The organism is Gilliamella sp. ESL0443 (assembly GCF_019469165.1).
In the GTDB taxonomy this organism is placed as follows: Bacteria; Pseudomonadota; Gammaproteobacteria; order Enterobacterales; family Orbaceae; genus Gilliamella; species Gilliamella apicola_E.
This window is the reverse complement of sequence record NZ_CP048263.1, coordinates 1,499,156-1,520,518: the sequence shown is the minus strand read 5'-3', so window position 1 is coordinate 1,520,518 and position 21,363 is coordinate 1,499,156. Positions and strand designations below refer to the sequence as shown.

The following is a 21,363-nucleotide window of genomic DNA, read 5'->3' as shown; positions in this document are numbered from 1 at the left end:
GGAATAATTTATATACTTGGAAAGATGGCGGAAGCGCAGAGATTCGAACTCTGGGAGGGTCGCCCCTCGCCGGTTTTCAAGACCGGTGCTTTCAACCGCTCAGCCACACTTCCGCAATGGCTGTGAATATTAAAGGAGACGGACTTATTTGTAAATAGCTAATTTAATATTTTTCATCAACTGCTCTAATTTTCGCCAAATTCGGGTCAATTTAAGTAAATTGATATGGTTTACTTACCAAAATTAGTGTTGGAATCTTATTATTTGAGTATAATACACCGCAAATATCAAACCATGTTTTGAAATATGTTAAATCAAATAGAAACCGATGAAAAAGGCTATTTAAAGAATTGGCAGGATTGGTCTGTTGATTTGGTGCCTGAATTAGCTATTAAAGAGTCTATTGAATTAACTGATGCTCACTGGGAAGTCATTTTATTCGTTCGTGATTTTTATTTAGAATATAAAACATCACCAGCAATCCGTGCGTTAGTTAAAGCAATGGAGAAAAAATTTGGTCCAGAAAAAGGTAATAGTCGCTATTTATATAAATTATTTCCTGACGGACCAGCTAAACAAGCAACTAAACTTGCAGGCTTACCTAAACCTGTGAAATGTATTTAAGTTAAGAGAACAATTATACTCATGATTAGATGGAAACTCCCATTTATATTACTTCTTGTATTAGGGTATTTGCAGTACTCATTATGGTATGGTAAAAATAATTTTTATGATTACCAAGAAAATGTGCAAATGCTTGAAAACCTACATCAAGAGAATGATAAGTTAAAAGCTCGCAACGAACAGATGTTTGCTGAAGTTGAAGATTTACAAAAAGGTTATGAAGCAATAGAAGAACGAGCTCGAAGTCATTTGGGTATGGTTAAACCTAATGAGTATTTTTATCGAATAATTATTGATTCCAACTCACAACAATAAGGTATTACGTGGCAAATAATAGTGATATTATCGCAATCGTTCCTGCCGCAGGAATTGGTTGTCGCATGGATAGTCAATTACCTAAACAATATTTAAAAATTGGTCAAATGACCATTTTAGAACACACCCTACAAAAATTATTAACCCACCCTAAAATCAGTCAAGTAGTAGTGGTGATAAACCAAGAAGATAAGCTTTTCAAAACACTTGACGTTGCATCAGAAGTTAAAGTGACTTATGGTGGTGAAACTCGTGCTGACTCTGTTTTAGCAGGCTTAAACTTAGTTGCTGAAAATCAATGGGCATTAGTCCATGATGCCGCAAGGCCTTGTGTTAGTCATGAAGATATCACTAAATTAATAAATCGAGTTTTACATCAAAACAAAGGTGGAATATTGGCAACCCCCCTCAGTGATACGATCAAGCAAGCTTATACTGATGATCCGAATATCATTAGCCACTCTGTGGATCGTACATATTTATGGGGTGCTGCTACACCTCAGTTGTTTAATGCTGGTGAACTTAAAGCATGTTTGAGTAAGGCTTTAAATAATCATGTCGCCATCACTGATGAAGCATCAGCGATAGAGTATTGTGGTGGTCATCCATTATTAATTGAGTGTCGTCGAGATAATATAAAAATTACTCGCCCAGAAGATTTAAGCTTGGCTACGTTTTATTTAACTAATCAAATTTAATATAGGTAGATTATGCGAATAGGTCATGGATTTGATGTACACAAGTTTGGTGGGGAAGGACCAATTATCCTAGGTGGAGTAACAATTCCTTATCAATATGGACTTATTGCTCATTCTGATGGCGATGTCGTTTTACATGCTATCACTGACGCTTTAATTGGCGCATTAGCTTTGGGCGATATTGGTAAACTATTTCCTGATAATGATCCCAAATACAAAAATATAAACAGCCGATTGTTATTACAAGAAGTTTACCAAATTGTTCAATCTAAAGGTTATGAATTAGTTAATTTAGATACAACTATTATTGCCCAAGAACCTAAAATGAGACCTCATGTAGATCAAATGCGCGTTAATATTGCTGAAGATTTGAATGTACATTTTGACCAAATTAGTGTTAAAGCAACCACCACCGAGCAACTAGGTTTTACAGGCCGTAAAGAAGGGATAGCTTGTGAGGCAGTAGTACTATTAGCAAAAAAAACAAATACAAAATAAACGATAGGCAAAATAAGTGTTAGCAGAACTTAATTATTTTTATGGTAAACCGACAACTCATGGTTTATATAAACAGCAATTTGAAGATTTCATCGTTATTGAAGAGCTTGGTTTTGAGCTTACTGGTGAAGGTGAACATGTTTTAGTTTATCTTGAAAAGAAAGATTGCAATACGGTCTTTGTCGCCGAACAATTAGCTAAATATGTCGGTATTTCAGCTAAAAATGTCAGTTATGCTGGTCTTAAAGACCGTCAAGCAGTTACCCAGCAATGGTTTAGCTTACATATGCCAGGTAAAGAAACACCTGATTTTTCAAAATTTGATTTAGCAGGCTGTCGAATATTGCAAATTACACGCCATAATAAAAAATTGAAAATAGGGGCTTTAAAAGGTAATCGCTTTAAAATTATTTTAAGAAACTTAACTGATAATATTGAGCCTAAATTAAACACAATTAAACAATATGGTGTCCCTAATTATTTTGGTGAACAAAGATTTGGACGAGATCAAAATAACATAACCCAAGCAATAAAATGGGCAACTGGCGAAATATCAGTTAAAGATCGTAAAAAAAGAGGTTTTTATCTTTCTGCTGCTCGTAGTGCTATTTTCAATGATATTGTCAGTCAAAGAATTAAACAAAATATTCAGCAAACGGTGCTCGATGGTGATATATTACAACTATCTAAAAGTAATAGTTGGTTTTTGTCTAAAACTGATGAATTATCACTTTTACAACAACGTTTGCAAAATGGCGAAATTAATATTACTGCACCAATGGTTGGTGATTCGCCATTGGGCACAACATCAGTTGCATTAGAATTTGAAACAAATTGTTTAAAACATTGGTCTTGCTTTGAGGAATTATTCAAGAAAGAACGAATGGAAACAATCAGGCGCTCAATATTATTGCGCCCCGAGCAACTTGAATGGCAATGGATAGGCGAAAATGATATTGAAATCAATTTCTACTTACCTTCTGGTTGCTATGCTACAAGTGTTTTACGCGAATTGATAATTGGAAATGAGTAATGCAAAATTCAAAAATGCAGGCTATGATTAATTTATTGCGCCAGCAGGGAATAAAAGATGATCGTGTTTTAGATGCTATCGCTTCAATACCGCGTGAAAATTTTGTTGATGAAGCGCTTTCTCATCAAGCTTATGATGACCGATCATTACCAATAGGTAGCGGTCAAACCATTTCTCAGCCATATATCGTTGCCAAAATGACTGAATTACTAAGGTTAACTCCGACAGCCAAAGTGCTTGAAATTGGTACAGGTTCAGGATATCAAACCGCAGTACTAGCCAAGCTGGTTGATCATGTCTGCTCAGTAGAAAGAATAAAAAGTTTACAATGGAATACAAAACGGCGATTAAAGCAACTTGATATTCATAACATCTCAACTCGTCATGGTAATGGTTGGCAAGGTTGGCCTGAACGAGGTCCATTTGACGGCATAATCGTTACTGCTGCAGCATCAGAAGTTCCTCAAAGCCTTCTAGAACAGCTTGCTGACAAAGGGCGCTTAGTTTTACCTGTTGGTAAAAACAAACAAACGTTACAATTAATTGAGCGTGATGGAGACAATTTTATAACTACAAATATTGGGGAAGTAAAATTTGTACCGCTTGTTGATGGGGATGTTGAATAAATCGCAAAAAATAGAAAATAATCAATTATTTTCTATTTTTTGATTGAATGTTCTCTATAATTTATTTTCTTTTGCTTTTTCTTCTGAAAGCTTCCATTCACTAATACCGTATAATGCATTAAATAGGTAAATTAAATATTGAGTTGCAATAACAATATTGTCAGTATAAATATTCAAACCGATCACTAATACATTTAACAATACCCACAAATACCAATTGAAGGCGTACCTCATCATTAATAATAGTTGCGCAACTACACCTAAGCCAAATATAAAGCAATTTGTAATGAGTTGATATGAAGTATTGCTCGCACCGATTTCGTTAGTTAAATAGATATTAAAAAATGCTGCAACAATTAAAAATATCAACGCATATAAAAATGCACTTTCATTTAAGGAACGAACTTTAACATTTTTATTCTGATCGAGATTTTTTTGCCAAGTAAATAATCCATAAATATGTGAACCAAAATAGTAAAAAGTAGGTAAGCCAGCCCCAATATTGCCACCAAGAAAATTGGCACAACACTCAGCTACTACAGCAAGCATTCCCAGCACATTTCCTAAGTTTTTTCGTTTAGCTAATAAAATGACACACAATAATCCCAAAAATGCACCAGCATACGATACGGCATAGCGTAAATTGAAATTATTAAATGGATCAGTATACAAAAATGCAAGGGTGACGCAGATAATACAAAATAGTGGATAAAACTTGTTTCGTCCAATAGCGATGATAACATCTCTTAAATTATTCATAATTAATACTCTTATCATTAATAAGTTGATTGACTAATTCAATACAGCGTAAATAACGTTCATCATAGTCAGATGAGTCGATTTGAACATAGCTGATATGGTTCTTTTTCAATAATGAGATTAGTAGTTGCTGAAAATCTTTCCGTTGTTTTGGACTTCCTAAACTACGTAAGCCATCAGCAACCCAAGGTGTGTTATTACCTAATAAAATAACCAAATCAAAGCGATAGTTGTTGATCATGGCTTGTAAAAAAGGATGCTCTTTGCCTTCGTACTTTTTGCAAAATGCTTGCGTGGTAATAAAATCAGTATCAATGAACGACACTTTATTCGCATGTTTGATAGCAAAATCGATATATTGTGCATGTCCTAATGCAATTTTATCGTAATCAGCATATTGCAATGCTCGTTCATCGCCACCAAGTTGAGAAAACACATAATCACGACCATATTCCCAAGCGCTAGTGGTATTAAACATATTGGCTAACTTATTAACTAATGTTGATTTACCACTCGATTCACCACCAAGAATAGCAACAGTTCGTACAAAAAACGGTCTAACTTCAGTTGGAATATATTGCCAATTTTTTAAAGGCGCTTGACGAATTTGTGTACCACTTACTTGCATAAATCGGCGGGTAGGATCAATAAGCACAGTATCTAAATCGAATAAATCTTTATACATCGCTACATCTTGTGGTTCACTCGAATAAACGCAACTAGGATTGATGCCTTTTTCCTTGAATAACTTTTTAACGCGATCGCTCCACTCATTCCAACCATTTGGATATGAAGGAATACCGTCTTCTTCTAAAAGTTCAATATGGATATTTTTTTGATATTTAAACGTTTGTAATAACCAACGAATCCTATCGTTAATTGTTGGTTGGCGTGACATTGCGCTTTCTTTAAATAGTGCCATATCTCGCATCGTATCGGAACAAAGAATCACATAAAGTTCGTCAACTTGGCTAATCGCTCTTTGAATAAGATAAATATGTCCGGTATGTAATGGATAAAACTTACCAAAAATGACACCTACCTTTTTATGTTTACTGTTGGGATCAATTTGCAAATAACGGTGTAGTGATTGTAATTTTTGAGCACTAGGATTTTTGATTTTATCATTAATTAATTGGCTCAAATAACCTTTGGTCATTTGGCAGGCATCAGCAACTGTCTGTAACGATAAATTTTTGCGTTTTATGGCAGTTTTTAAATAACTAAAACCATTCATATCGCCTCCTTACCTTTTGTTTTTTATTTGGAACTAAATTTACATCATTTTTAATAAATGTTCAATATATTAAACATGGAAAATAATTTTGCCTAATCAATTTAAATCTAATAGTAATTAAATATAAAATAGGAGATACTTTTATAATCTTAAAAATAGGCAATCTTCATTTTAAGTAACATTTATAATTTAATAATTAAAATCAGAATGATATAAGGAAATAATTCAATGAAAAAAATTGCATTAGCAATTGCATTAATTTCAGGTAGTGCTTTGGCAGATAATAACGTTAAATTAAATAAAGTGACATTATTTATTCAGGGAGCAGAATTACAAGGTCAGTCAACTGTTTCATTAACCAAAGGTGAAAGTGAAATAGTATTAACAGGTATTGCTAATGATGTTAAACCAAATACAATCAATGTAGGTTTTGGTAATAATAGTGACGTCCGAGTATTATCTACATCATTTAGTGATAACTATCTGGCTAATATTCGTAACGGCGAAGATACTCTATTAACTGTTAAAAAAATGAATAAGTTACAAGAAGATCGCGATACATTAGAAATCGAACTCAAAGCTGTTAATGAACAAATTATGCTTTTACAAGGTAACCGTTTAGATACTTTAGCTAAAAAAGGACCTGATGACTTAACAGCAATGAAAAATGTATTAGATTTTGTGAAAACCAATTTGACCACTGCATTAAATGAACAAAATCGATTACAAAAAGAAGTCGATGAGTTAGACAGGCAGATAAGCGAATATGAAAAACAACTAGATGAAAATCAGACTAACAATGGAAAATTACACAATGCCGTTATAATCAAAGTTGCTTCTGACAAAGATATAACGCTACCTATCACGCTTTCATATATCACAACTAAAGCAGGTTGGGAACCAGCTTATGATGTGCGAGTAGCGGATATCAATTCACCACTCCAATTAACATATAAAGCAGAAATCCACCAAAACACGGGTTTAGATTGGCAAAATGTTGATTTTAGTTTATCGACATCTAATCCGAGCATAGATATTACTCCACCAGATTTTAATCCCTGGTATATTGACGTTTATAATGAAAAAAGCGGTTTATTTTTTTCCAAATCTGATAAAGAAGATTATTATGAACGCGATGCCAAATCGCAATTGGTTAATCCTAGTCAAATTGGCAATGTTAATACATTAGGTATCAATACCCATTTTGATATCAAATTACCTTATACAATCAAAAATGATAGTAAGAGTAACATAATCACATTACAAACTAAAGATGTTAAAGCAAATTACCAATATGTTTCAATACCAAAATTTGATAGTAGCGTATACTTACTAGCGCAAATAAATGATTGGGATAAGCTGAATTTATTATCAGGAAAAGCCAATATCTTTTTCAGTGGTGATTTTATGGGGGAAACTATCATTTCAACTAAAAATACTAAAGGCTCATTGGATTTTTCATTAGGGCGTGATAAAAATATCTTAGTTTCTCGAAATCGTAATATAAAAGAGACCTCGACTCCTACACTATTTGGTAATGATGTTTCAGAAAAATATGCTTATACTATTGATGTCAAAAATACCAAAGCGTTGCCAATAAATATTGTTGTGAAGGATCAACTACCTGTTATCTTAAATAAAGCGGTAACACTTGATGATGCCAAATATGATGGCGCAGTATATGACAAACAAACCGGATTATTAACGTGGCAATTCAACTTAAACCCAAGTGAAACTAAAAACCTTAATCTAAGTTTTAAAATCACTTATCCAGATGGTAAAGAACGAGATATATATGGTTTATAAACCTAATAAAACAAAGAATAAAGTATGTTAATTACGTGGTTAGAACAATTTAAGCAAAATAGTCAGATCAGTTTATTAGATCTTCATTTGGCTCAATTTTTGGTTAATAAAATTGATTGTGAAGATGAAGTCATTGCTAAACGTTTTGCTTTTTTAGTTTTATCCTTAAGTATGGAAGTAAGAGCAGGGCACGTGTGCCTTGATCTTACTCGATTAGAAAATATTGAGCCACAAATCTGGTCAGAACTTAATTCACCGACGAATGACGATTGGGTTAATGTACTTAAGTTAGCGTCTAATAAACATGTTGTCAGTTTTGGAGATCAACTAGCACCTTTAGTTTTTATTGAAAACAAACTCTATTTTCAACGCATGTGGTTAGATGAACGTTTTGTTGCGCAATATTTCAATCAAACTCAATTGGATATTACGTCGAGCATCGACTTAAAAAAAATACTCGACCAACTCTTTACTCACAACAGCGCAAGTATTGACTGGCAAAAAATTGCTGTTGCTGTTGCATTAACACGGAAAGTTGCCATCATCTCTGGTGGACCGGGAACAGGTAAAACAACTACCGTAGCTAAAATTCTAGCTGGAATCGTATTAAACAACCCAGCAACAAGAATCGTAGCAGCTGCGCCAACCGGCAAAGCTGCATCACGATTAACTGAATCATTAGGGCGAGCAATTGAACAGCTATCTTTTGAATCATTAAATATTAAAACCGAAGCGGTAACACTTCATCGACTATTGGGCGCAAAGACGGATAATCGCTCGTTTAGTTATAACAAGAACAATCAATTACATATCGATGTTCTTGTAATTGATGAAGCCTCAATGGTTGATCTCAATATGATGGCGAGAATTATTGAAGCTTTACCGACTTCTGCCCGATTAATTTTATTAGGTGACAAAGACCAACTTTCATCAGTTGAGGCCGGAGCGGTCTTTGGAGATTTATGTCACTTTATTTCAAATGGGTATAGCCAATCAAGAGCTGATGAGCTAAGCAAGTTAACCGGCTATACCATCCCAATCACGGATCAACCTGTAACAACAATCGCTGATAGCATCTGTTTACTGAAAAAAAGTTATCGATTTAACGAATCATCCGGTATTGGATTGTTAGCAAATGCAGTAAAAGAAGGGCAGTATAATAATGTTAAAAAGCTACTTGTTGATAATACATTACAAGATGTCAGTTATTATGAACTTTCATCAAATCAAACCTACCAAGCGCTTTTAGAAGACTGTGTTGAACACTATAAAGATTACTTAAATGCCATTAGACATCACGCCAATAATGATATCGCTACAGTTTTAGCTAAATTCGCTCAATGCCGTTTATTATGTGCTGTGCGTGAAGGAAAATTTGGCGTAGAAGGATTAAATAAACAAATTGAACTGCTACTAGCCAAGCATAAATTGATCAAATTAAATCAACGTGAACAATGGTATATCGGTCGACCAGTTATGATTTTACGTAACAGCACATCGTTAGGTTTATACAATGGTGATATAGGCATTACACTAACAGCTGAACACGATAGTTCAAAACTGCGAGTCTATTTTCCATTTTCGGATGGAGTCATTAAAGGTTTTTCACCTTATCGACTACCTGAACATGAAACAGCCTATGCAATGACAATACACAAATCACAAGGTTCTGAATTTGATCATGTAAATATAATACTACCCACTGAATTCTCACCGTTACTTAATCGCTCTCTACTCTATACGGCAATCACTAGGGCGAAAAAGTCCGTATCCATTTATGCTGATGCCAAAATATTAGAGCGCGTGGTTAAAAGTCAAATAGATCGGGAAAGTGGATTAGTTGAGCAAATAGCAAATTATTCGCAAAAGAATTAAAGAAAAGATTAAGCAAGCACCAACTAATAATAGCTGGTGCTTTTTATATATTAATGGATGATCTTCGCTAAAAAGTCTTTAGCACGATCAGATTGTGGATTAGTAAAGAACTGTTCTTTAGAAGTATCTTCAATGATCTCACCGGCATCCATAAAAATAACGCGATGCGCAACTTTGCGAGCAAAGCCCATTTCATGGGTCACAACCATCATTGTCATCCCTTCATAGGCTAATTCAACCATAACGTCTAACACTTCGTTAACCATTTCTGGATCAAGTGCTGAAGTTGGTTCATCAAATAACATAACAATTGGATCCATACAAAGTGCACGAGCAATCGCAACACGTTGTTGTTGTCCACCTGAAAGTTGAGCAGGGAATTTATCTGCATGTGCTAACAAACCCACACGATCTAAAAGAGAAAGGGCTTTTTCACGTGCTTCTTCATTTGATCGGCCAAGCACTTTAACTTGAGCTAGTGTCAGATTCTTCAAAATTGTCAGATGTGGGAAAAGCTCAAAATGCTGAAACACCATACCCACTTTAGAACGTAGTTTTGCTAAATTAGTCGATGGATCAGTAATCTCAGTACCATCAATCGTAATTTTACCTTTCTGAATAGGCTCTAAACCATTAACGGTTTTAATTAATGTTGATTTACCAGAACCTGATGGTCCACAGACAACAACAACTTCGCCTTTACCTACTTTAGTAGTACAGTTTTTTAATACTTGAAATTTTCCGTACCATTTTGATACATTTTCTAAGGAGATCATCTACTTATCCCTTTCTTGAAATAATTAACTAAACGAGAAGCAGTATAACAAATTATAAAGTAACTTATTGCTGCAAAAATAATCATTGAATACTTAACTGTGCCACCTTGAACGACACCAATTTGTGTCACACTTGCACCAAATAAATCAATTAAACTCATCACATAAACTAACGATGTATCTTGGAACAAGATAATACCTTGGGTTAATAACAATGGTACCATTGATCTAAATGCTTGCGGTAATATTATCAAACGCATTGCCTGGCCTTTAGTCATACCCAACGCATAAGCGGCATGATACTGACCTTTAGCAACGGCATTAATACCAGCACGAATGATTTCTGAGTAATAGGCTGCTTCAAATAAAGCAAACGCAATCATTGCTGAAACAACCCTAACATCAGCATATGGTGGCAAATTAAATACATGCTTAATAACTTGTGGTAATGCTAAATAGAACCATAACAAAACTAATAGTAATGGAATGGAACGGAATAAATTGACATAACATTTAGCAAAAATATTTAAAATTTTATTATTTGATAAACGCATTAAAGCTAGCACAGTTCCCCAAATAATACCGAATACAACAGCGGTAAAGGTGATCTTAGTTGTTAGCCATAATCCAGATAACAATAAATGATAATTGTTTAAAACCAATGAAGGTATATCTGCAATCCAACTTAAAATTTGCATATTAACCTCCATGACTCATATTAGGTAAGCGTGTATGTTTTTCAACAAAACGCATAATCGTTAACACAGCATAATTTATCAACATAAATGCAATGGTAACGCCACATAATATTTCAATAATACTATTAGTTGCATCATTAATACGATCGATTTGACCGATCAAATCAATAAGCCCAATGGTCGAAGCCACTGATGAGTTTTTAATGATGTTGGTCATTTCAGATGTTAATGGTGGAATAATACGACGATAAGCATTAGGTAATAAAACATACATATAAGCTTGTCGATTGGTTAAACCGAGCGCAATTGCCGCATAACGTTGGCCTTTAGGTAGAGTTTGAATACCTGTTCTAACTTGTTCTGCAATACGTGCAGAAGTAAACAAACCTAAAGCGATTGCCGCAGTAATAAATGCGCTGACATTAGGAGAAATGCCAGAAATAAACCATGTTTTTAAGCTACCAGATAAAATTTCTGGAAAAAGCATATACCATAAAAACATCTGAACAAGTAATGGGATATTACGGAAAAGCTGGATATAACCGGCAGCAAAGCTATTTAGAAATTTATTTTCTAAAGTTCTGCAAATCCCTACTAGTGATCCTAGTATGAACGCAATAATCCAAGCTGTTACTGCCAATGAAACGGTAACGATAATACCGTCAAAAAGCCAGTTTAAGTAAATTCCATCACCATAAGGGGTGGATTCAAAAAATAGTGTCCAATTGAAACTCATAATATATTTATTTCACTAAATTAGATTATGTACTAAATGCAAAAACATTTAGTACATTGGATTAGAAAGATATGAAAAGTATTAATCTAATGCTTTATCATTTGGATTTGCAAAAAGCTCAACCATTTTAGGTGAAATTTCAAGAGCCATATTCGCACCTTTAGGTGGAACTGGTTGAGTAAACCATTTGTTATAAGACTCTAATGCTTTACCAGATTTTTGTGCATCAGCAATAGCTTTATCCATCAATTGTTTAAATTGGGTATCGCCTTTTCTTAACATACAACCATAGGATTCGTAAGATAATGGCTCGCCAACAATTTTCCATTCAGCTGGATTGATAGCGCGTGAACGTTCACCAGCTAAAAGTGCATCATCCATTAAAAATGCAGCAGCACGACCTGTTTCAAGGGCATTAAATGCATCACCATGATCTTTAGGCGTAATAATACGAATACCTAAATTATCTTTATTATTAATTTGATTTAATCGGACTTCAGAGGTAGTACCCGCAGTAGTTACCACATTTTTACCTTTTAAATCTTCGATACTATTAATATTGCTGTCTGCTTTCACTAAGAATCGAGTACCAACAATAAAAATGCTATCAGAAAAGCTTACTGTCTTTTGGCGCTCAAGATTGTTAGTAGTAGAACCGCATTCAAAATCATAAGTATAGTTATTAAGTAATTGAATACGCGTTTTAGAAGTAACCGGTAAATATTTAACTTTAAGATCTGGCATATTCAACTCTTTTTTAACTGCATCGACAATTAAATTAGAATAATCTTGTGAATAGCCAATAACTTCTTGTTTTTCACCATAGTAGGAAAATGGAATAGAAGATTCACGATGACCAACAACAATCACACCACTATCTTTAATTTTGGCTAATGTACCACTTAATTCTTCAGCAACAGCGGCACCACTCATTAGTCCAAGCATTGCTAATGATAACACTAATTTGGTTAATTTTGTCTTTTTGTTCATACTCATCTCCTACTGTTTAATTTGTATCATATTAAATAAATTTAATATTTTTACAAAGGGCGTATATTATAACTTATTTTTCATCATAAAAGTACTTTTTACTGTATATTTATCGATTAAAAGGACAAGCTACAACCTAGGTTTATCTAGATTTTCACAAAAATTTAACTCAGACAATTTTTTGAATTTCAATAATATACAAGCAATATTTATGCCAAAAAATTGATTATCGACGTTTTTTTACAAAAACCAAAATAAATAGCAAAGAAAGAATAAGATAATAAGCTAGATCGCCAAATCTAGCATAAGGAGTCAAACCAACAGTTGGAGATAACGTATAATTTAAAACATTGGTTTGAAATTGCGGTAACTGCTCAATAATATAACCATGATGGTCAATAATTGCTGTAATGCCGGTATTGGTACTACGAATCATTGGTCGACCAAACTCTAACGCTCTAGCTTGCGCCATTTGCAAATGTTGTTTTGGCCCAATACTATCACCAAACCAAGCATCATTTGAAACGGTCAATAAAAAATCTGTATCAGGCGCAAAATTCTTCCACATCAAATTTGATAAAATTACCTCATAACAAATTGCAGTAGTAAACTTAAATCCCTTCATTGTAAGCTGAGGTTGCTTTTCTGCTCCCGCTTGCATTGACGACATAGGGATATCAAGGATATCTGCAATAGGATCTAACAACGATTGGAGTGGTGTAAACTCGCCAAAAGGTACCAAATGATGTTTTTGATATCGATTTGCGGTAGGGTATTGATATGGGGTATGTTCACCTAAAACGAGTAAAGTATTATAAATATCTGGATTTGCTTGATAACCATTATTACCAATACGATAATCAATAATACCAACTGCAATTTCACTGCCATTTGCTCTGGCTTCATTATCTAAAAACTGTAAATAAGGTTGCTGATTTATCTCGTAATCAGTAATACTGGCTTCTGACCAAATAATAATTTTATCTTTACCAAAATTCTTTTCGGTTAATGAAGCGTAGGTTTGTAAAGTGTTATCTAACTGCTCTCTGCTCCAACGTAGTGATTGTAAAATATTTCCTTGAATTAAGCTGAAATTAGCTGTCCGGGAATGATCAATGGTTGTCCAATTAATTGAATTGAGTGAAACTGGTGCAAAAATGATCGCAAATAGTGCGACAATTGCACCAAATGTGTGCTTTATAAAGGCTGATTGCTTGAAATGGTACAAATAATAAACACCCAATCCACAGCATATAGTAAAGAGTAACGTTACCCCATTAATTCCAACGATCGGGAAATAATTTCGTAAAGGGCTATCAAGTTGACTATAACCTAATTCTAACCAAGCGAATCCTGTTAAAATATAGCCTCGTAAAAATTCGGTAACTTGCCACAAAATTGGTGCCAGTAAAACCAATTGTTTCATTGAACACTTAGTTGCAAAACGGTCACAGGCTCTCAATAACCAAGCAAATAGCATTGGATAGAGCGCTAAATAGCTAACTAACAGCCCCAAAATAATAATCGCAACTGACGTTGGCACTTCGCCATATTGTTTAATACTGATATAAACCCAGTGAACACCAGCTAAAAAGTAGCCAACACCCCAACTAAAGCCAACTAGCATAGCTTGCTTTTTTGTTTTATCAGCAACTAGCCATAAAAGCCCAGCAAAAGACACAAAGGCAATTGGCCAAAAATGGAAGGGCGCGTAACTAAATACGGCAATGGCGCCTAAAAAAAGGCTCAATAGAATATGCTTAAGCATTTTGCTCTAAATTAGGAACAACTGCATCTTCAGGAATTGTGACATGCAATTGAATAATTCGTCTACGGTCAACAATGGTTACCTTAAATTGATAGCCATCAATAGTAATCGTCTCGCCACGAATTGGTAAACGCCCAAAATGTTGCATCACCAAACCGCCGATAGTATCCATCTCCTCATCACTAAATGAGGTGCCAAAGATCTCATTAAAATCTTCAACTGGCGTAAGGGCACGAACGGAGTACATAGTTGGTGATAAACGACGAATATCCCGATCTTCAACCTCATCGTATTCATCCTCAATATCGCCAACAATAAGTTCTAAAATATCCTCGATAGTCACTAAACCTGAAACGCCACCAAACTCATCAATGGCCATCGCCATATGATAGCGCTGCATACGAAACTCTTTTAACATATGATCAACGCGTTTACTTTCAGGAACAACAACAGTCGGTCTAAGGATCTTCTTCAAGTCAAAATCATTAACACCTTGTCGAATATAAATAAGTAAATCCTTAGCTAAAAGTACTCCCTCAATATGGTCTCTATCTTCACTAATAACCGGGTAGCGTGAATGACCGTGTTCAGAAATAATATCTAAACATTCATCAAGGGAAAAATTATCTTTGATTGTTACAATTTGAGAGCGGGGGATCATGATATCGCGAACGCGCTGATCAGCTATATCCATTACACCTTCTATCATATCAAGGGTATCTGGATCAATAAGTTCGTTTTCTTCAGCTTCACGAATCACTTCAATAAGTTCATCTTTATCTTTTGGTTCTGAATTGAATAATTGACTTAACCATAATGTAAACCCTTTTTTGGGTCTCCGGTGATTATCATCACTCATTTGCTCTCTTCCTTTCATATATCAAATGTATTTTGAGTTATAATTTTATATTAAACAGACTATTAAAAATTAGTCATCTAATCAATTAATAAATAAGGATTATCAAATCCTAACTGTGCCATTATATCGATTTCGATATTTTCCATTTCTTCGGCTTCTTCGTCAAGGATATGATCATATCCTAATAAATGCAAACAGCCATGAACAATCATATGCGCCCAATGTGATGTTAACGATTTATGTTGCTCAATTGCTTCAGCTTCAACCACTTGCTTACAAATCACCAAATCGCCAAGTAATGGAACATCAATTTCAACCGGCGATTCAAACGGAAACGACAAAACATTGGTTGGCTTATCTTTATTGCGATAAGTATGATTAAGGTGTTGACTCTCTTCCTTATCGACAATCCGAATAGTGATTTCAGCATTCTCCACAAACTGCGGTAAAATTACCTCTAACCACTGCATAATTTGTTGCTCACTTGGCAGATTATCTTGTTGCTCTGTGGCAATTTGCAAATCTAAAATATTCATTCAAATACCCAACCTATTCACGATGATAAGGATGATTAGCCGTTAAACTCCAAGCACGGTAAAGGCTTTCAGATACAATCACTCTAACTAGTGGATGTGGTAGCGTTAAAGGTGATAGCGACCAACTTTGCTCAGCAGCAGCCTTACAAGCGGGAGACAGTCCCTCAGGTCCACCAATTAACAAACTAACATCACGCCCATCTGCTTTCCAACGTTCAAGTTGCTTAGCTAAATCATGAGTGGTATAAGGTTTACCGGGAATATCTAGCGTCACGATGCGATTACCTTTACTACAAGAAGCCAGCATCTGCTCACCTTCTTTATCTAAAATACGCGCAATATCGGCATTTTTAGTCCGTTTTCCTGCGGGGATTTCAATGAGTTCTAAAGGCATATCTTTGGGGAATCGAGATTGGTAATCATCAAAAGCGGTGGTTACCCAATTTGGCATCTTGTTGCCAACAGCAATAAGCTGTAGTTTCACGTAACTAACTCCAAAGCTTCTCGAGTTCGTATAATTGTCGGCTCTCTTCTTGCATTATATGAACGATCACCGAATCCATATCAACGACTACCCAATCCGCATCATTTTGGCCTTCACTGCCTAATACCACATGTCCTTGCTTTTTAGCTTCATCAAGTAGATGCCCTGCAATTGAAGAAACATGACGATTTGAAGTTCCAGTACAAATAATCATATAGTCGGTGATACTTGACTTACCACGCACATCAAGGGTAACAATATCCTTGCCTTTTAAATCATCAATTTTATCAATAATAAAGTCTTGTAATGATTGTTGCAAAATATACTCTCTACTAATATACATAAAGCGATAGTATAGCATATTTTTTCAAAATCGCCCTTGAAAATAGCACATCTCAATCAGTACAAATCAAAAAATGTGAGGAGCGCACTTTTAAAATAAAAAAAGTTGAGGAACGGGGTTTTTGACACCCCAAATCTTACAACTCAACCACCTGATCAAACAATGGATTATCCGTTAATCTATGTGTAACCATCAGCAAAGTTTTATCGTAGTTTTTGATAAGTTCAATTATCTGCAGTTCAGTTTGTTGGTCAAGACTTTCGGTAGGCTCATCCATCAACATTAATGGTGAATTATGTAGTAATGCCCGAGCAATACCGATACGTCGAGTTTCACCACCTGATAATGATCGTCCTCCTTGCCCTAATGGCAAATCTAAACCCTGATCGGTTGAGATCAATTTGGAAAGCCCAACTTGATGTAAAATATCCATTAACTGTTGATCAGAAGCGTTTGGATTACCGATTAACAAATTTTGTCTAAGCGAGTCACTAAAAATAGTAATCACTTGAGGAACCACAGCAATCGCCTGACGTAAAGTTGGCTCGTCAAGTTGATTAATCGGTATATCGTTGATAAAGATATTACCTGAAGTGGGTTCCCACGCGCGCGTGACTAAATTAAGTAATGTGGATTTGCCACAACCGGTTTTACCAATTAAGCCAATATGTTTACCGGCTTCAACTGTTAATGAAAAATGGCTTAAAACTGCAAAAGGTTGATTTGGGTAGCTAAAGCAAACATCTTCAAACCGCAGTTTTGCGGTAGTCAAATCTATCGAACTGCCTTGCTCGACAAACTGGATATCTGGTGTTTGATCAAATAAAGCGGTTGTTCGTTTGGCTGACGCTAATACTTGCCCTAAAAAGATAAATGCAGTAGGGATTGGCGCTAAAATTTCACTACTAGCAAGGCAGACAAACACAAATAGGGCAACTAAAGGCGATAATGTATATTGAGTGATAAGCCAAAGCACTAACAAAGTCAAAAAGCCAGCAATTAATACCACAAGAGCACTCGAGAGCGCCATTAAGGTAGACTGCTTTTGTTGATGATAAAGCCAATCTGATTCAAGTTTGTCGAGTTTTGAGCGATAACGATCTTGCGCATTAAATAAAGTCAGTTCAGCTTGGCCTTGTAGATAATTAACCAACAATGCGCGATACTCACTTTGCTGTTTAGCCAGTATTTCGCCTAATTGTTTACCTGCATAATAAAAGATCACCGGTATAGCAAGTAGAGTAGTAGTTAGTACCATGCTGATAATTAATGCAATAGGAAAGTTGATATAACTTAATCCGACAAACAAGAGCACAATAATTACCAGTGCCGTTACAATAGGTGAAAAGAGTTTTAGATAGAGATGATCAAGGGCATCAATATCCACAATAAAACGATTAAGAAGATCGGCTTTTTGATATTGGGATAACTGGTTAGCGCTTAAAGGAAGGATTTTTTTAAATGCTAATGTTCTTAAATACGCTAATATTTTAAAGGTGGTATTGTGATCAACCAAGCGCTCAGCATAACGGGATGCCGTTCGCATAATGGCAGCCGCTCTTACGCCCGCGGCAGGTAACATATAATTGAAAGTATATAAACCCGCCACACCGACTACCGCGGTAGAAGCTAAAAACCATCCAGATAAAGAAAGTAAAAAAACACTGGCAAATAATGTAAGAATAGCTAAACCTAATCCAATAACAATTTGCCAAAAGTAGTGCTTATAAAGTGCAATATAGGGACGTAATAGCGCTAGCATAAGCTCTCCTTGATGGCGTTAAGTTGTCCTTTCGACAATTTCCATACTTGGTCAAATTCATGCATATCATCATGTTGATGAGTGATAGTGATACTATTTGTCGCAATATCATAGGGTGCCAACTGCTGAACTGTCTGCTTATCTAAACTTGCGGTCGGTTCATCAAGTATCAGTAATTGGCAAGGTTTCAGCATTGCTCTAGCAAGGGCGATGCGCTGAGCTTGTCCGACTGATAATCTAACCGCATCTTCACCAACTTGGGTATCGACGCCTTCTGGTAATTGAGCAATAACATCAGATAATTGCGCTTTTGCAATAACCTCGTCAATTTCATTGGCGCTAGCCATGGGTTTACCCAGTAGAATATTTTCACGAATAGAACCATTAATCAAATAAGGATTTTGCCCAATCCAACTGATTTGATGTTGCCAACTTACTAAATCAAGCTGATTAAATTCAATCCCATTAATTTTTAGCGAACCCTGATAAGGTAAAAAGCCAAGCAATACTTGCATAATAGAACTTTTACCTTCACCACTAGTACCAATTAACGCTAATTTAAATGGCGCTTGTAATGAAAAGCTAAGTGGGCCAACAATAGGCAAACCTTCGTTAGATAACACGATAAGATCTTTCGCTTCAATTGTTTTTAAAACATTTATTTCAGAAGGAATGGTTGATGATGATTGATTAGACTCATTTTTTTTCTGAACGCTATCAAGTGGCAATTTTTTATTTAAAAAAGTTTCAATATTATCAGCTGCGGCAATGGCTTCTGCTTTGGCATGATAATAGACTCCCAAATCACGTAGCGGTTGAAAATATTCAGGTGCTAAAATCAAGGCAAAAAAACCAGCAAATAACGTGACAGTGCCATTATAAGCACCAAAATCAAACTCCCCTAAATACGAAAAACCAAAATAGACCGCCACAATTGCAATCGAAATCGACGTAAAAAATTCCAAAACCGCTGATGACAAAAACGCCATCTTTAATACTTGCATCGTTTTAATTCGAAAATCTTCAGACGCCTTGGCAATTTGCTCGGTTTGCTGTTTGCCTTGATTAAATAAGCGAATAGTACTCAGTCCTTTAAGGCGATCTAAAAAGTGCCCACTTAAATAAGAGAGTGCTTTAAAATGACGGCGATTAATATCCGCGGCTCCCATTCCCACTAAAATCATAAAAATAGGAATTAGCGGAGCAGTACAAAGCAAAATAACGGCCGCGGCCCAGTTAAAAGGGAAAATAGCAATACAAATTAATATCGGCACCATACTTGCCAGGCGCATTTGCGGTAAATAGCGAGCAAAAAAATCATGCAAATTATCAACCTGCTCAATAACTAAGGTACTCCAAGCTCCTGTAGTACTTTGACTTAAATATGCAGGGCCGAACAATTCAAACTGATCGATAATTTTTTGCCGAATTTGTTGGCGGATTTTTTGGCCTAAAGCAAAGTTAATCTTTTCACGGAAGTAAATAAGCAAGCCACGCGCCAATAGGATGACAAGTAAAGATAAAAAATAAGGGAAAACGGTGGTAAAAGGAGTCTGATCGATGATCAACTTCTGCAAAATAATCGCCAATAAAGCAGCTTGGCCGATCATTAATAGACTCAACAAAAAACCGAATAAAACTGAAGCACGCAAATCTGGTTTATGCATTTTTGTGTGCTGTTTTAACCAGCTAAGTAAATAATTTTGACGTTTTTTATCTAGTGTCATTTTAATTTATCTAAATAATGTTCAGCATCTAACGCAGCCATACAGCCTGTTCCTGCCGAGGTAATGGCTTGTCGATAAATATGATCCATAACATCGCCCGCAGCAAAAATTCCTTCTACGCTAGTTTGTGTTGCATTACCTTCAGTACCTGATTTCACCTTGATATAACCATTATCAAGTTCAAGTTGGCCTTCAAAAATTGCGGTATTGGGTTTATGACCAATAGCAATAAATACCCCCATTACTGATAACTCTTCGGTTAGATCAGAATCGATAGTACTTCGTAATCTTACACCGGTTACGCCCATATTATCGCCAAGAATTTCATCGACGATTTGATGAGTATGCAAAATGACTTTACCTTCTTGCACTTTTTCAGCTAAACGATTCATTAAGATTTTTTCAGCCCTAAAACTATCGCGACGGTGGATTAAATGGACTTCACTGGCAATATTAGCTAAATAAAGGGTCTCTTCAATAGCAGTATTACCGCCACCGACAACAGCCACTTTCTGATTACGATAAAAGAAACCGTCACATGTAGCACAGGCTGACACACCTTTGCTTTTAAAGGCTTCTTCAGAAGGCAACCCGAGATATTGTGCGGAGGCACCAGTTGCAATGATTAACGCATCACAACTATATTCCGTATCGCTACCAAATAGTTTGAATGGCTTTTGGCTAAAATCAACGCTATCGATATGATCGATAATAATTTCGGTATCAAATCGTTCGGCATGTTGTTGCATTTTCACCATAAGTTCAGGACCCGTTAATTCTGGATTTGCTGCTGGCCAGTTTTCGATCTCGGTCGTGGTGGTAAGTTGTCCACCTTGTTGAGTACCAGTTATTAATACTGGAGAGAGATTTGCTCGCGCGGCATAAACCGCTGCGGTATAGCCAGCAGGGCCTGACCCTAAAATTAATAAACGGGCATGTTTGGTTTTCATTTTGTATCCTTCCTATTATTCTGGCTAAATAAAATATGATTAGCGCAATTTATAGATGATAAGTCTAACATTATCAACTATTTTCTTGTAAAAAAAATGTTTATTACAGCAATAGGTGAAGGTGATAAATAACACGGAGTAACGTTAATTTTCCTTATATTTTCAAATTGTTAAATTAATTTATGTTTTTAACAAATTGATTTTATTTATTTAAAGTTTTTATAAGTTTTAATAATTAATTATTACTGTTTTAATCATTAGGC

22 protein-coding genes and 1 tRNA gene are annotated in these 21,363 nt (G+C 35.4%); 8 read left to right on the top strand and 15 right to left on the bottom strand.

Going from position 1 to position 21,363, the window contains the following annotated elements:
- Positions 1 to 25 precede the first annotated feature (25 nt).
- A tRNA-Ser gene (locus GYM76_RS06940) sits at positions 26 to 113 on the bottom strand.
- Between the two features lie 193 nt (positions 114 to 306).
- Here GYM76_RS06940 and GYM76_RS06935 point away from each other — a divergent pair.
- From GYM76_RS06935 to GYM76_RS06910, 6 genes are read left to right on the top strand one after another with little or no spacing between them, the layout of a single operon-like run.
- Positions 307 to 624 carry a TusE/DsrC/DsvC family sulfur relay protein gene (locus GYM76_RS06935; RefSeq protein WP_065562146.1) on the top strand — a complete coding sequence of 106 codons (318 nt, stop codon included), beginning with the start codon at positions 307 to 309 and terminating at the stop codon, positions 622 to 624.
- A 21-nt stretch (positions 625 to 645) separates the two neighbouring features.
- The gene (gene ftsB, locus GYM76_RS06930) at positions 646 to 939 is read left to right on the top strand and encodes a cell division protein FtsB (RefSeq protein ID WP_065562145.1); all 294 of its coding nucleotides are present in this window, start codon (positions 646 to 648) and stop codon (positions 937 to 939) included.
- Positions 936 to 1,637, top strand: coding sequence for a 2-C-methyl-D-erythritol 4-phosphate cytidylyltransferase (gene ispD, locus GYM76_RS06925; RefSeq protein ID WP_370632621.1), 702 nt, complete (start codon positions 936 to 938; stop codon positions 1,635 to 1,637). The genes ftsB and ispD overlap by 4 nt, the downstream gene beginning before the upstream one ends.
- A 12-nt stretch (positions 1,638 to 1,649) precedes the next feature.
- Positions 1,650 to 2,135 (top strand): 2-C-methyl-D-erythritol 2,4-cyclodiphosphate synthase, encoded by a 486-nt coding sequence (gene ispF / locus GYM76_RS06920; protein WP_305054762.1) that lies wholly within the window; start codon positions 1,650 to 1,652, stop codon positions 2,133 to 2,135.
- Positions 2,136 to 2,151: 16 nt separating this feature from the next.
- Positions 2,152 to 3,168 carry a tRNA pseudouridine(13) synthase TruD gene (gene truD, locus GYM76_RS06915; protein ID WP_220225004.1) on the top strand — a complete coding sequence of 339 codons (1,017 nt, stop codon included), beginning with the start codon at positions 2,152 to 2,154 and terminating at the stop codon, positions 3,166 to 3,168.
- Positions 3,168 to 3,794, top strand: coding sequence for a protein-L-isoaspartate(D-aspartate) O-methyltransferase (locus tag GYM76_RS06910; protein WP_065562142.1), 627 nt, complete (start codon positions 3,168 to 3,170; stop codon positions 3,792 to 3,794). The genes truD and GYM76_RS06910 overlap by 1 nt, the downstream gene beginning before the upstream one ends.
- Positions 3,795 to 3,848: 54 nt before the next feature.
- Here GYM76_RS06910 and pnuC read toward each other — a convergent pair whose 3' ends face one another.
- Both pnuC and nadR read right to left on the bottom strand, forming a co-directional pair.
- Positions 3,849 to 4,553, bottom strand: a complete 705-nt coding sequence (gene pnuC, locus GYM76_RS06905; protein WP_065562141.1) for a nicotinamide riboside transporter PnuC — start codon at positions 4,551 to 4,553, stop codon at positions 3,849 to 3,851.
- The gene (nadR, locus tag GYM76_RS06900; RefSeq protein ID WP_065562140.1) at positions 4,546 to 5,790 is read right to left on the bottom strand and encodes a multifunctional transcriptional regulator/nicotinamide-nucleotide adenylyltransferase/ribosylnicotinamide kinase NadR; all 1,245 of its coding nucleotides are present in this window, start codon (positions 5,788 to 5,790) and stop codon (positions 4,546 to 4,548) included. Before nadR ends, pnuC begins: the two co-directional genes overlap by 8 nt.
- A 228-nt stretch (positions 5,791 to 6,018) precedes the next feature.
- Between nadR and GYM76_RS06895 the strand changes: the two genes are divergently transcribed.
- Both GYM76_RS06895 and recD read left to right on the top strand, forming a co-directional pair.
- A complete protein-coding gene (locus tag GYM76_RS06895; RefSeq protein ID WP_220225003.1) occupies positions 6,019 to 7,596 on the top strand; it encodes a DUF4139 domain-containing protein in 1,578 nt (525 codons plus the stop codon).
- Between the two features lie 24 nt (positions 7,597 to 7,620).
- Positions 7,621 to 9,471, top strand: coding sequence for an exodeoxyribonuclease V subunit alpha (gene recD / locus GYM76_RS06890; protein WP_220225002.1), 1,851 nt, complete (start codon positions 7,621 to 7,623; stop codon positions 9,469 to 9,471).
- Positions 9,472 to 9,521: 50 nt separating this feature from the next.
- Here the strand turns inward: recD and GYM76_RS06885 are convergent, their stop codons facing one another.
- From GYM76_RS06885 to trxB, 12 genes are all read right to left on the bottom strand, one after another.
- Positions 9,522 to 10,247, bottom strand: a complete 726-nt coding sequence (locus GYM76_RS06885; protein WP_065562137.1) for an amino acid ABC transporter ATP-binding protein — start codon at positions 10,245 to 10,247, stop codon at positions 9,522 to 9,524.
- Positions 10,244 to 10,945 carry an ABC transporter permease subunit gene (locus GYM76_RS06880; protein WP_065562136.1) on the bottom strand — a complete coding sequence of 234 codons (702 nt, stop codon included), beginning with the start codon at positions 10,943 to 10,945 and terminating at the stop codon, positions 10,244 to 10,246. The genes GYM76_RS06885 and GYM76_RS06880 overlap by 4 nt, the downstream gene beginning before the upstream one ends.
- A gap of 1 nt (position 10,946) precedes the next feature.
- Positions 10,947 to 11,681 (bottom strand): amino acid ABC transporter permease, encoded by a 735-nt coding sequence (locus GYM76_RS06875; RefSeq protein ID WP_065734340.1) that lies wholly within the window; start codon positions 11,679 to 11,681, stop codon positions 10,947 to 10,949.
- Between the two features lie 81 nt (positions 11,682 to 11,762).
- Complete coding sequence (locus GYM76_RS06870; RefSeq protein ID WP_065562134.1) at positions 11,763 to 12,671, bottom strand: glutamate/aspartate ABC transporter substrate-binding protein; 909 nt, start codon at positions 12,669 to 12,671, stop codon at positions 11,763 to 11,765.
- Between the two features lie 226 nt (positions 12,672 to 12,897).
- Positions 12,898 to 14,421: an apolipoprotein N-acyltransferase gene (lnt, locus tag GYM76_RS06865; RefSeq protein WP_220225001.1), complete on the bottom strand. Its 1,524-nt coding sequence runs from the start codon at positions 14,419 to 14,421 to the stop codon at positions 12,898 to 12,900.
- Positions 14,422 to 14,431: 10 nt separating this feature from the next.
- Complete coding sequence (gene corC / locus GYM76_RS06860; protein ID WP_065734343.1) at positions 14,432 to 15,298, bottom strand: CNNM family magnesium/cobalt transport protein CorC; 867 nt, start codon at positions 15,296 to 15,298, stop codon at positions 14,432 to 14,434.
- A gap of 77 nt (positions 15,299 to 15,375) precedes the next feature.
- On the bottom strand, positions 15,376 to 15,834 hold the full coding sequence (gene ybeY, locus GYM76_RS06855; RefSeq protein WP_065562131.1) for an rRNA maturation RNase YbeY: 459 nt from the start codon (positions 15,832 to 15,834) through the stop codon (positions 15,376 to 15,378).
- Positions 15,835 to 15,847: 13 nt separating this feature from the next.
- Entirely contained in the window at positions 15,848 to 16,318 is a 471-nt protein-coding gene (gene rlmH, locus GYM76_RS06850) for a 23S rRNA (pseudouridine(1915)-N(3))-methyltransferase RlmH (protein ID WP_220225000.1), read from the bottom strand.
- A 4-nt stretch (positions 16,319 to 16,322) separates the two neighbouring features.
- The gene (rsfS, locus tag GYM76_RS06845; protein ID WP_065734345.1) at positions 16,323 to 16,640 is read right to left on the bottom strand and encodes a ribosome silencing factor; all 318 of its coding nucleotides are present in this window, start codon (positions 16,638 to 16,640) and stop codon (positions 16,323 to 16,325) included.
- Between the two features lie 157 nt (positions 16,641 to 16,797).
- Entirely contained in the window at positions 16,798 to 18,423 is a 1,626-nt protein-coding gene (gene cydC, locus GYM76_RS06840) for a cysteine/glutathione ABC transporter ATP-binding protein/permease CydC (RefSeq protein WP_220224999.1), read from the bottom strand.
- Positions 18,417 to 20,150: a cysteine/glutathione ABC transporter permease/ATP-binding protein CydD gene (cydD, locus tag GYM76_RS06835; RefSeq protein WP_220224998.1), complete on the bottom strand. Its 1,734-nt coding sequence runs from the start codon at positions 20,148 to 20,150 to the stop codon at positions 18,417 to 18,419. Before cydD ends, cydC begins: the two co-directional genes overlap by 7 nt.
- Positions 20,147 to 21,100 (bottom strand): thioredoxin-disulfide reductase, encoded by a 954-nt coding sequence (trxB, locus tag GYM76_RS06830; protein WP_220224997.1) that lies wholly within the window; start codon positions 21,098 to 21,100, stop codon positions 20,147 to 20,149. The genes cydD and trxB overlap by 4 nt, the downstream gene beginning before the upstream one ends.
- Positions 21,101 to 21,363 lie beyond the last annotated feature (263 nt).

Excerpts from the sequence above, each read along its gene's own strand:
- GYM76_RS06870 (WP_065562134.1), bottom strand. The coding sequence starts at position 12,671 with ATGAACAAAAAGACAAAATTAACCAAATTAGTGTTATCATTAGCAATG.
- nadR (WP_065562140.1), bottom strand. The coding sequence starts at position 5,790 with ATGAATGGTTTTAGTTATTTAAAAACTGCCATAAAACGCAAAAATTTA.
- GYM76_RS06880 (WP_065562136.1), bottom strand. The coding sequence starts at position 10,945 with ATGCAAATTTTAAGTTGGATTGCAGATATACCTTCATTGGTTTTAAAC.
- cydC (WP_220224999.1), bottom strand. The coding sequence starts at position 18,423 with ATGCTAGCGCTATTACGTCCCTATATTGCACTTTATAAGCACTACTTT.
- ybeY (WP_065562131.1), bottom strand. The coding sequence starts at position 15,834 with ATGAATATTTTAGATTTGCAAATTGCCACAGAGCAACAAGATAATCTG.
- GYM76_RS06910 (WP_065562142.1), top strand. The coding sequence starts at position 3,168 with ATGCAAAATTCAAAAATGCAGGCTATGATTAATTTATTGCGCCAGCAG.
- GYM76_RS06895 (WP_220225003.1), top strand. The coding sequence starts at position 6,019 with ATGAAAAAAATTGCATTAGCAATTGCATTAATTTCAGGTAGTGCTTTG.
- ispF (WP_305054762.1), top strand. The coding sequence starts at position 1,650 with ATGCGAATAGGTCATGGATTTGATGTACACAAGTTTGGTGGGGAAGGA.
- cydD (WP_220224998.1), bottom strand. The coding sequence starts at position 20,150 with ATGACACTAGATAAAAAACGTCAAAATTATTTACTTAGCTGGTTAAAA.
- trxB (WP_220224997.1), bottom strand. The coding sequence starts at position 21,100 with ATGAAAACCAAACATGCCCGTTTATTAATTTTAGGGTCAGGCCCTGCT.
- corC (WP_065734343.1), bottom strand. The coding sequence starts at position 15,298 with ATGAGTGATGATAATCACCGGAGACCCAAAAAAGGGTTTACATTATGG.
- ftsB (WP_065562145.1), top strand. The coding sequence starts at position 646 with ATGATTAGATGGAAACTCCCATTTATATTACTTCTTGTATTAGGGTAT.
- GYM76_RS06935 (WP_065562146.1), top strand. The coding sequence starts at position 307 with ATGTTAAATCAAATAGAAACCGATGAAAAAGGCTATTTAAAGAATTGG.
- GYM76_RS06885 (WP_065562137.1), bottom strand. The coding sequence starts at position 10,247 with ATGATCTCCTTAGAAAATGTATCAAAATGGTACGGAAAATTTCAAGTA.
- GYM76_RS06875 (WP_065734340.1), bottom strand. The coding sequence starts at position 11,681 with ATGAGTTTCAATTGGACACTATTTTTTGAATCCACCCCTTATGGTGAT.
- pnuC (WP_065562141.1), bottom strand. The coding sequence starts at position 4,553 with ATGAATAATTTAAGAGATGTTATCATCGCTATTGGACGAAACAAGTTT.
- recD (WP_220225002.1), top strand. The coding sequence starts at position 7,621 with ATGTTAATTACGTGGTTAGAACAATTTAAGCAAAATAGTCAGATCAGT.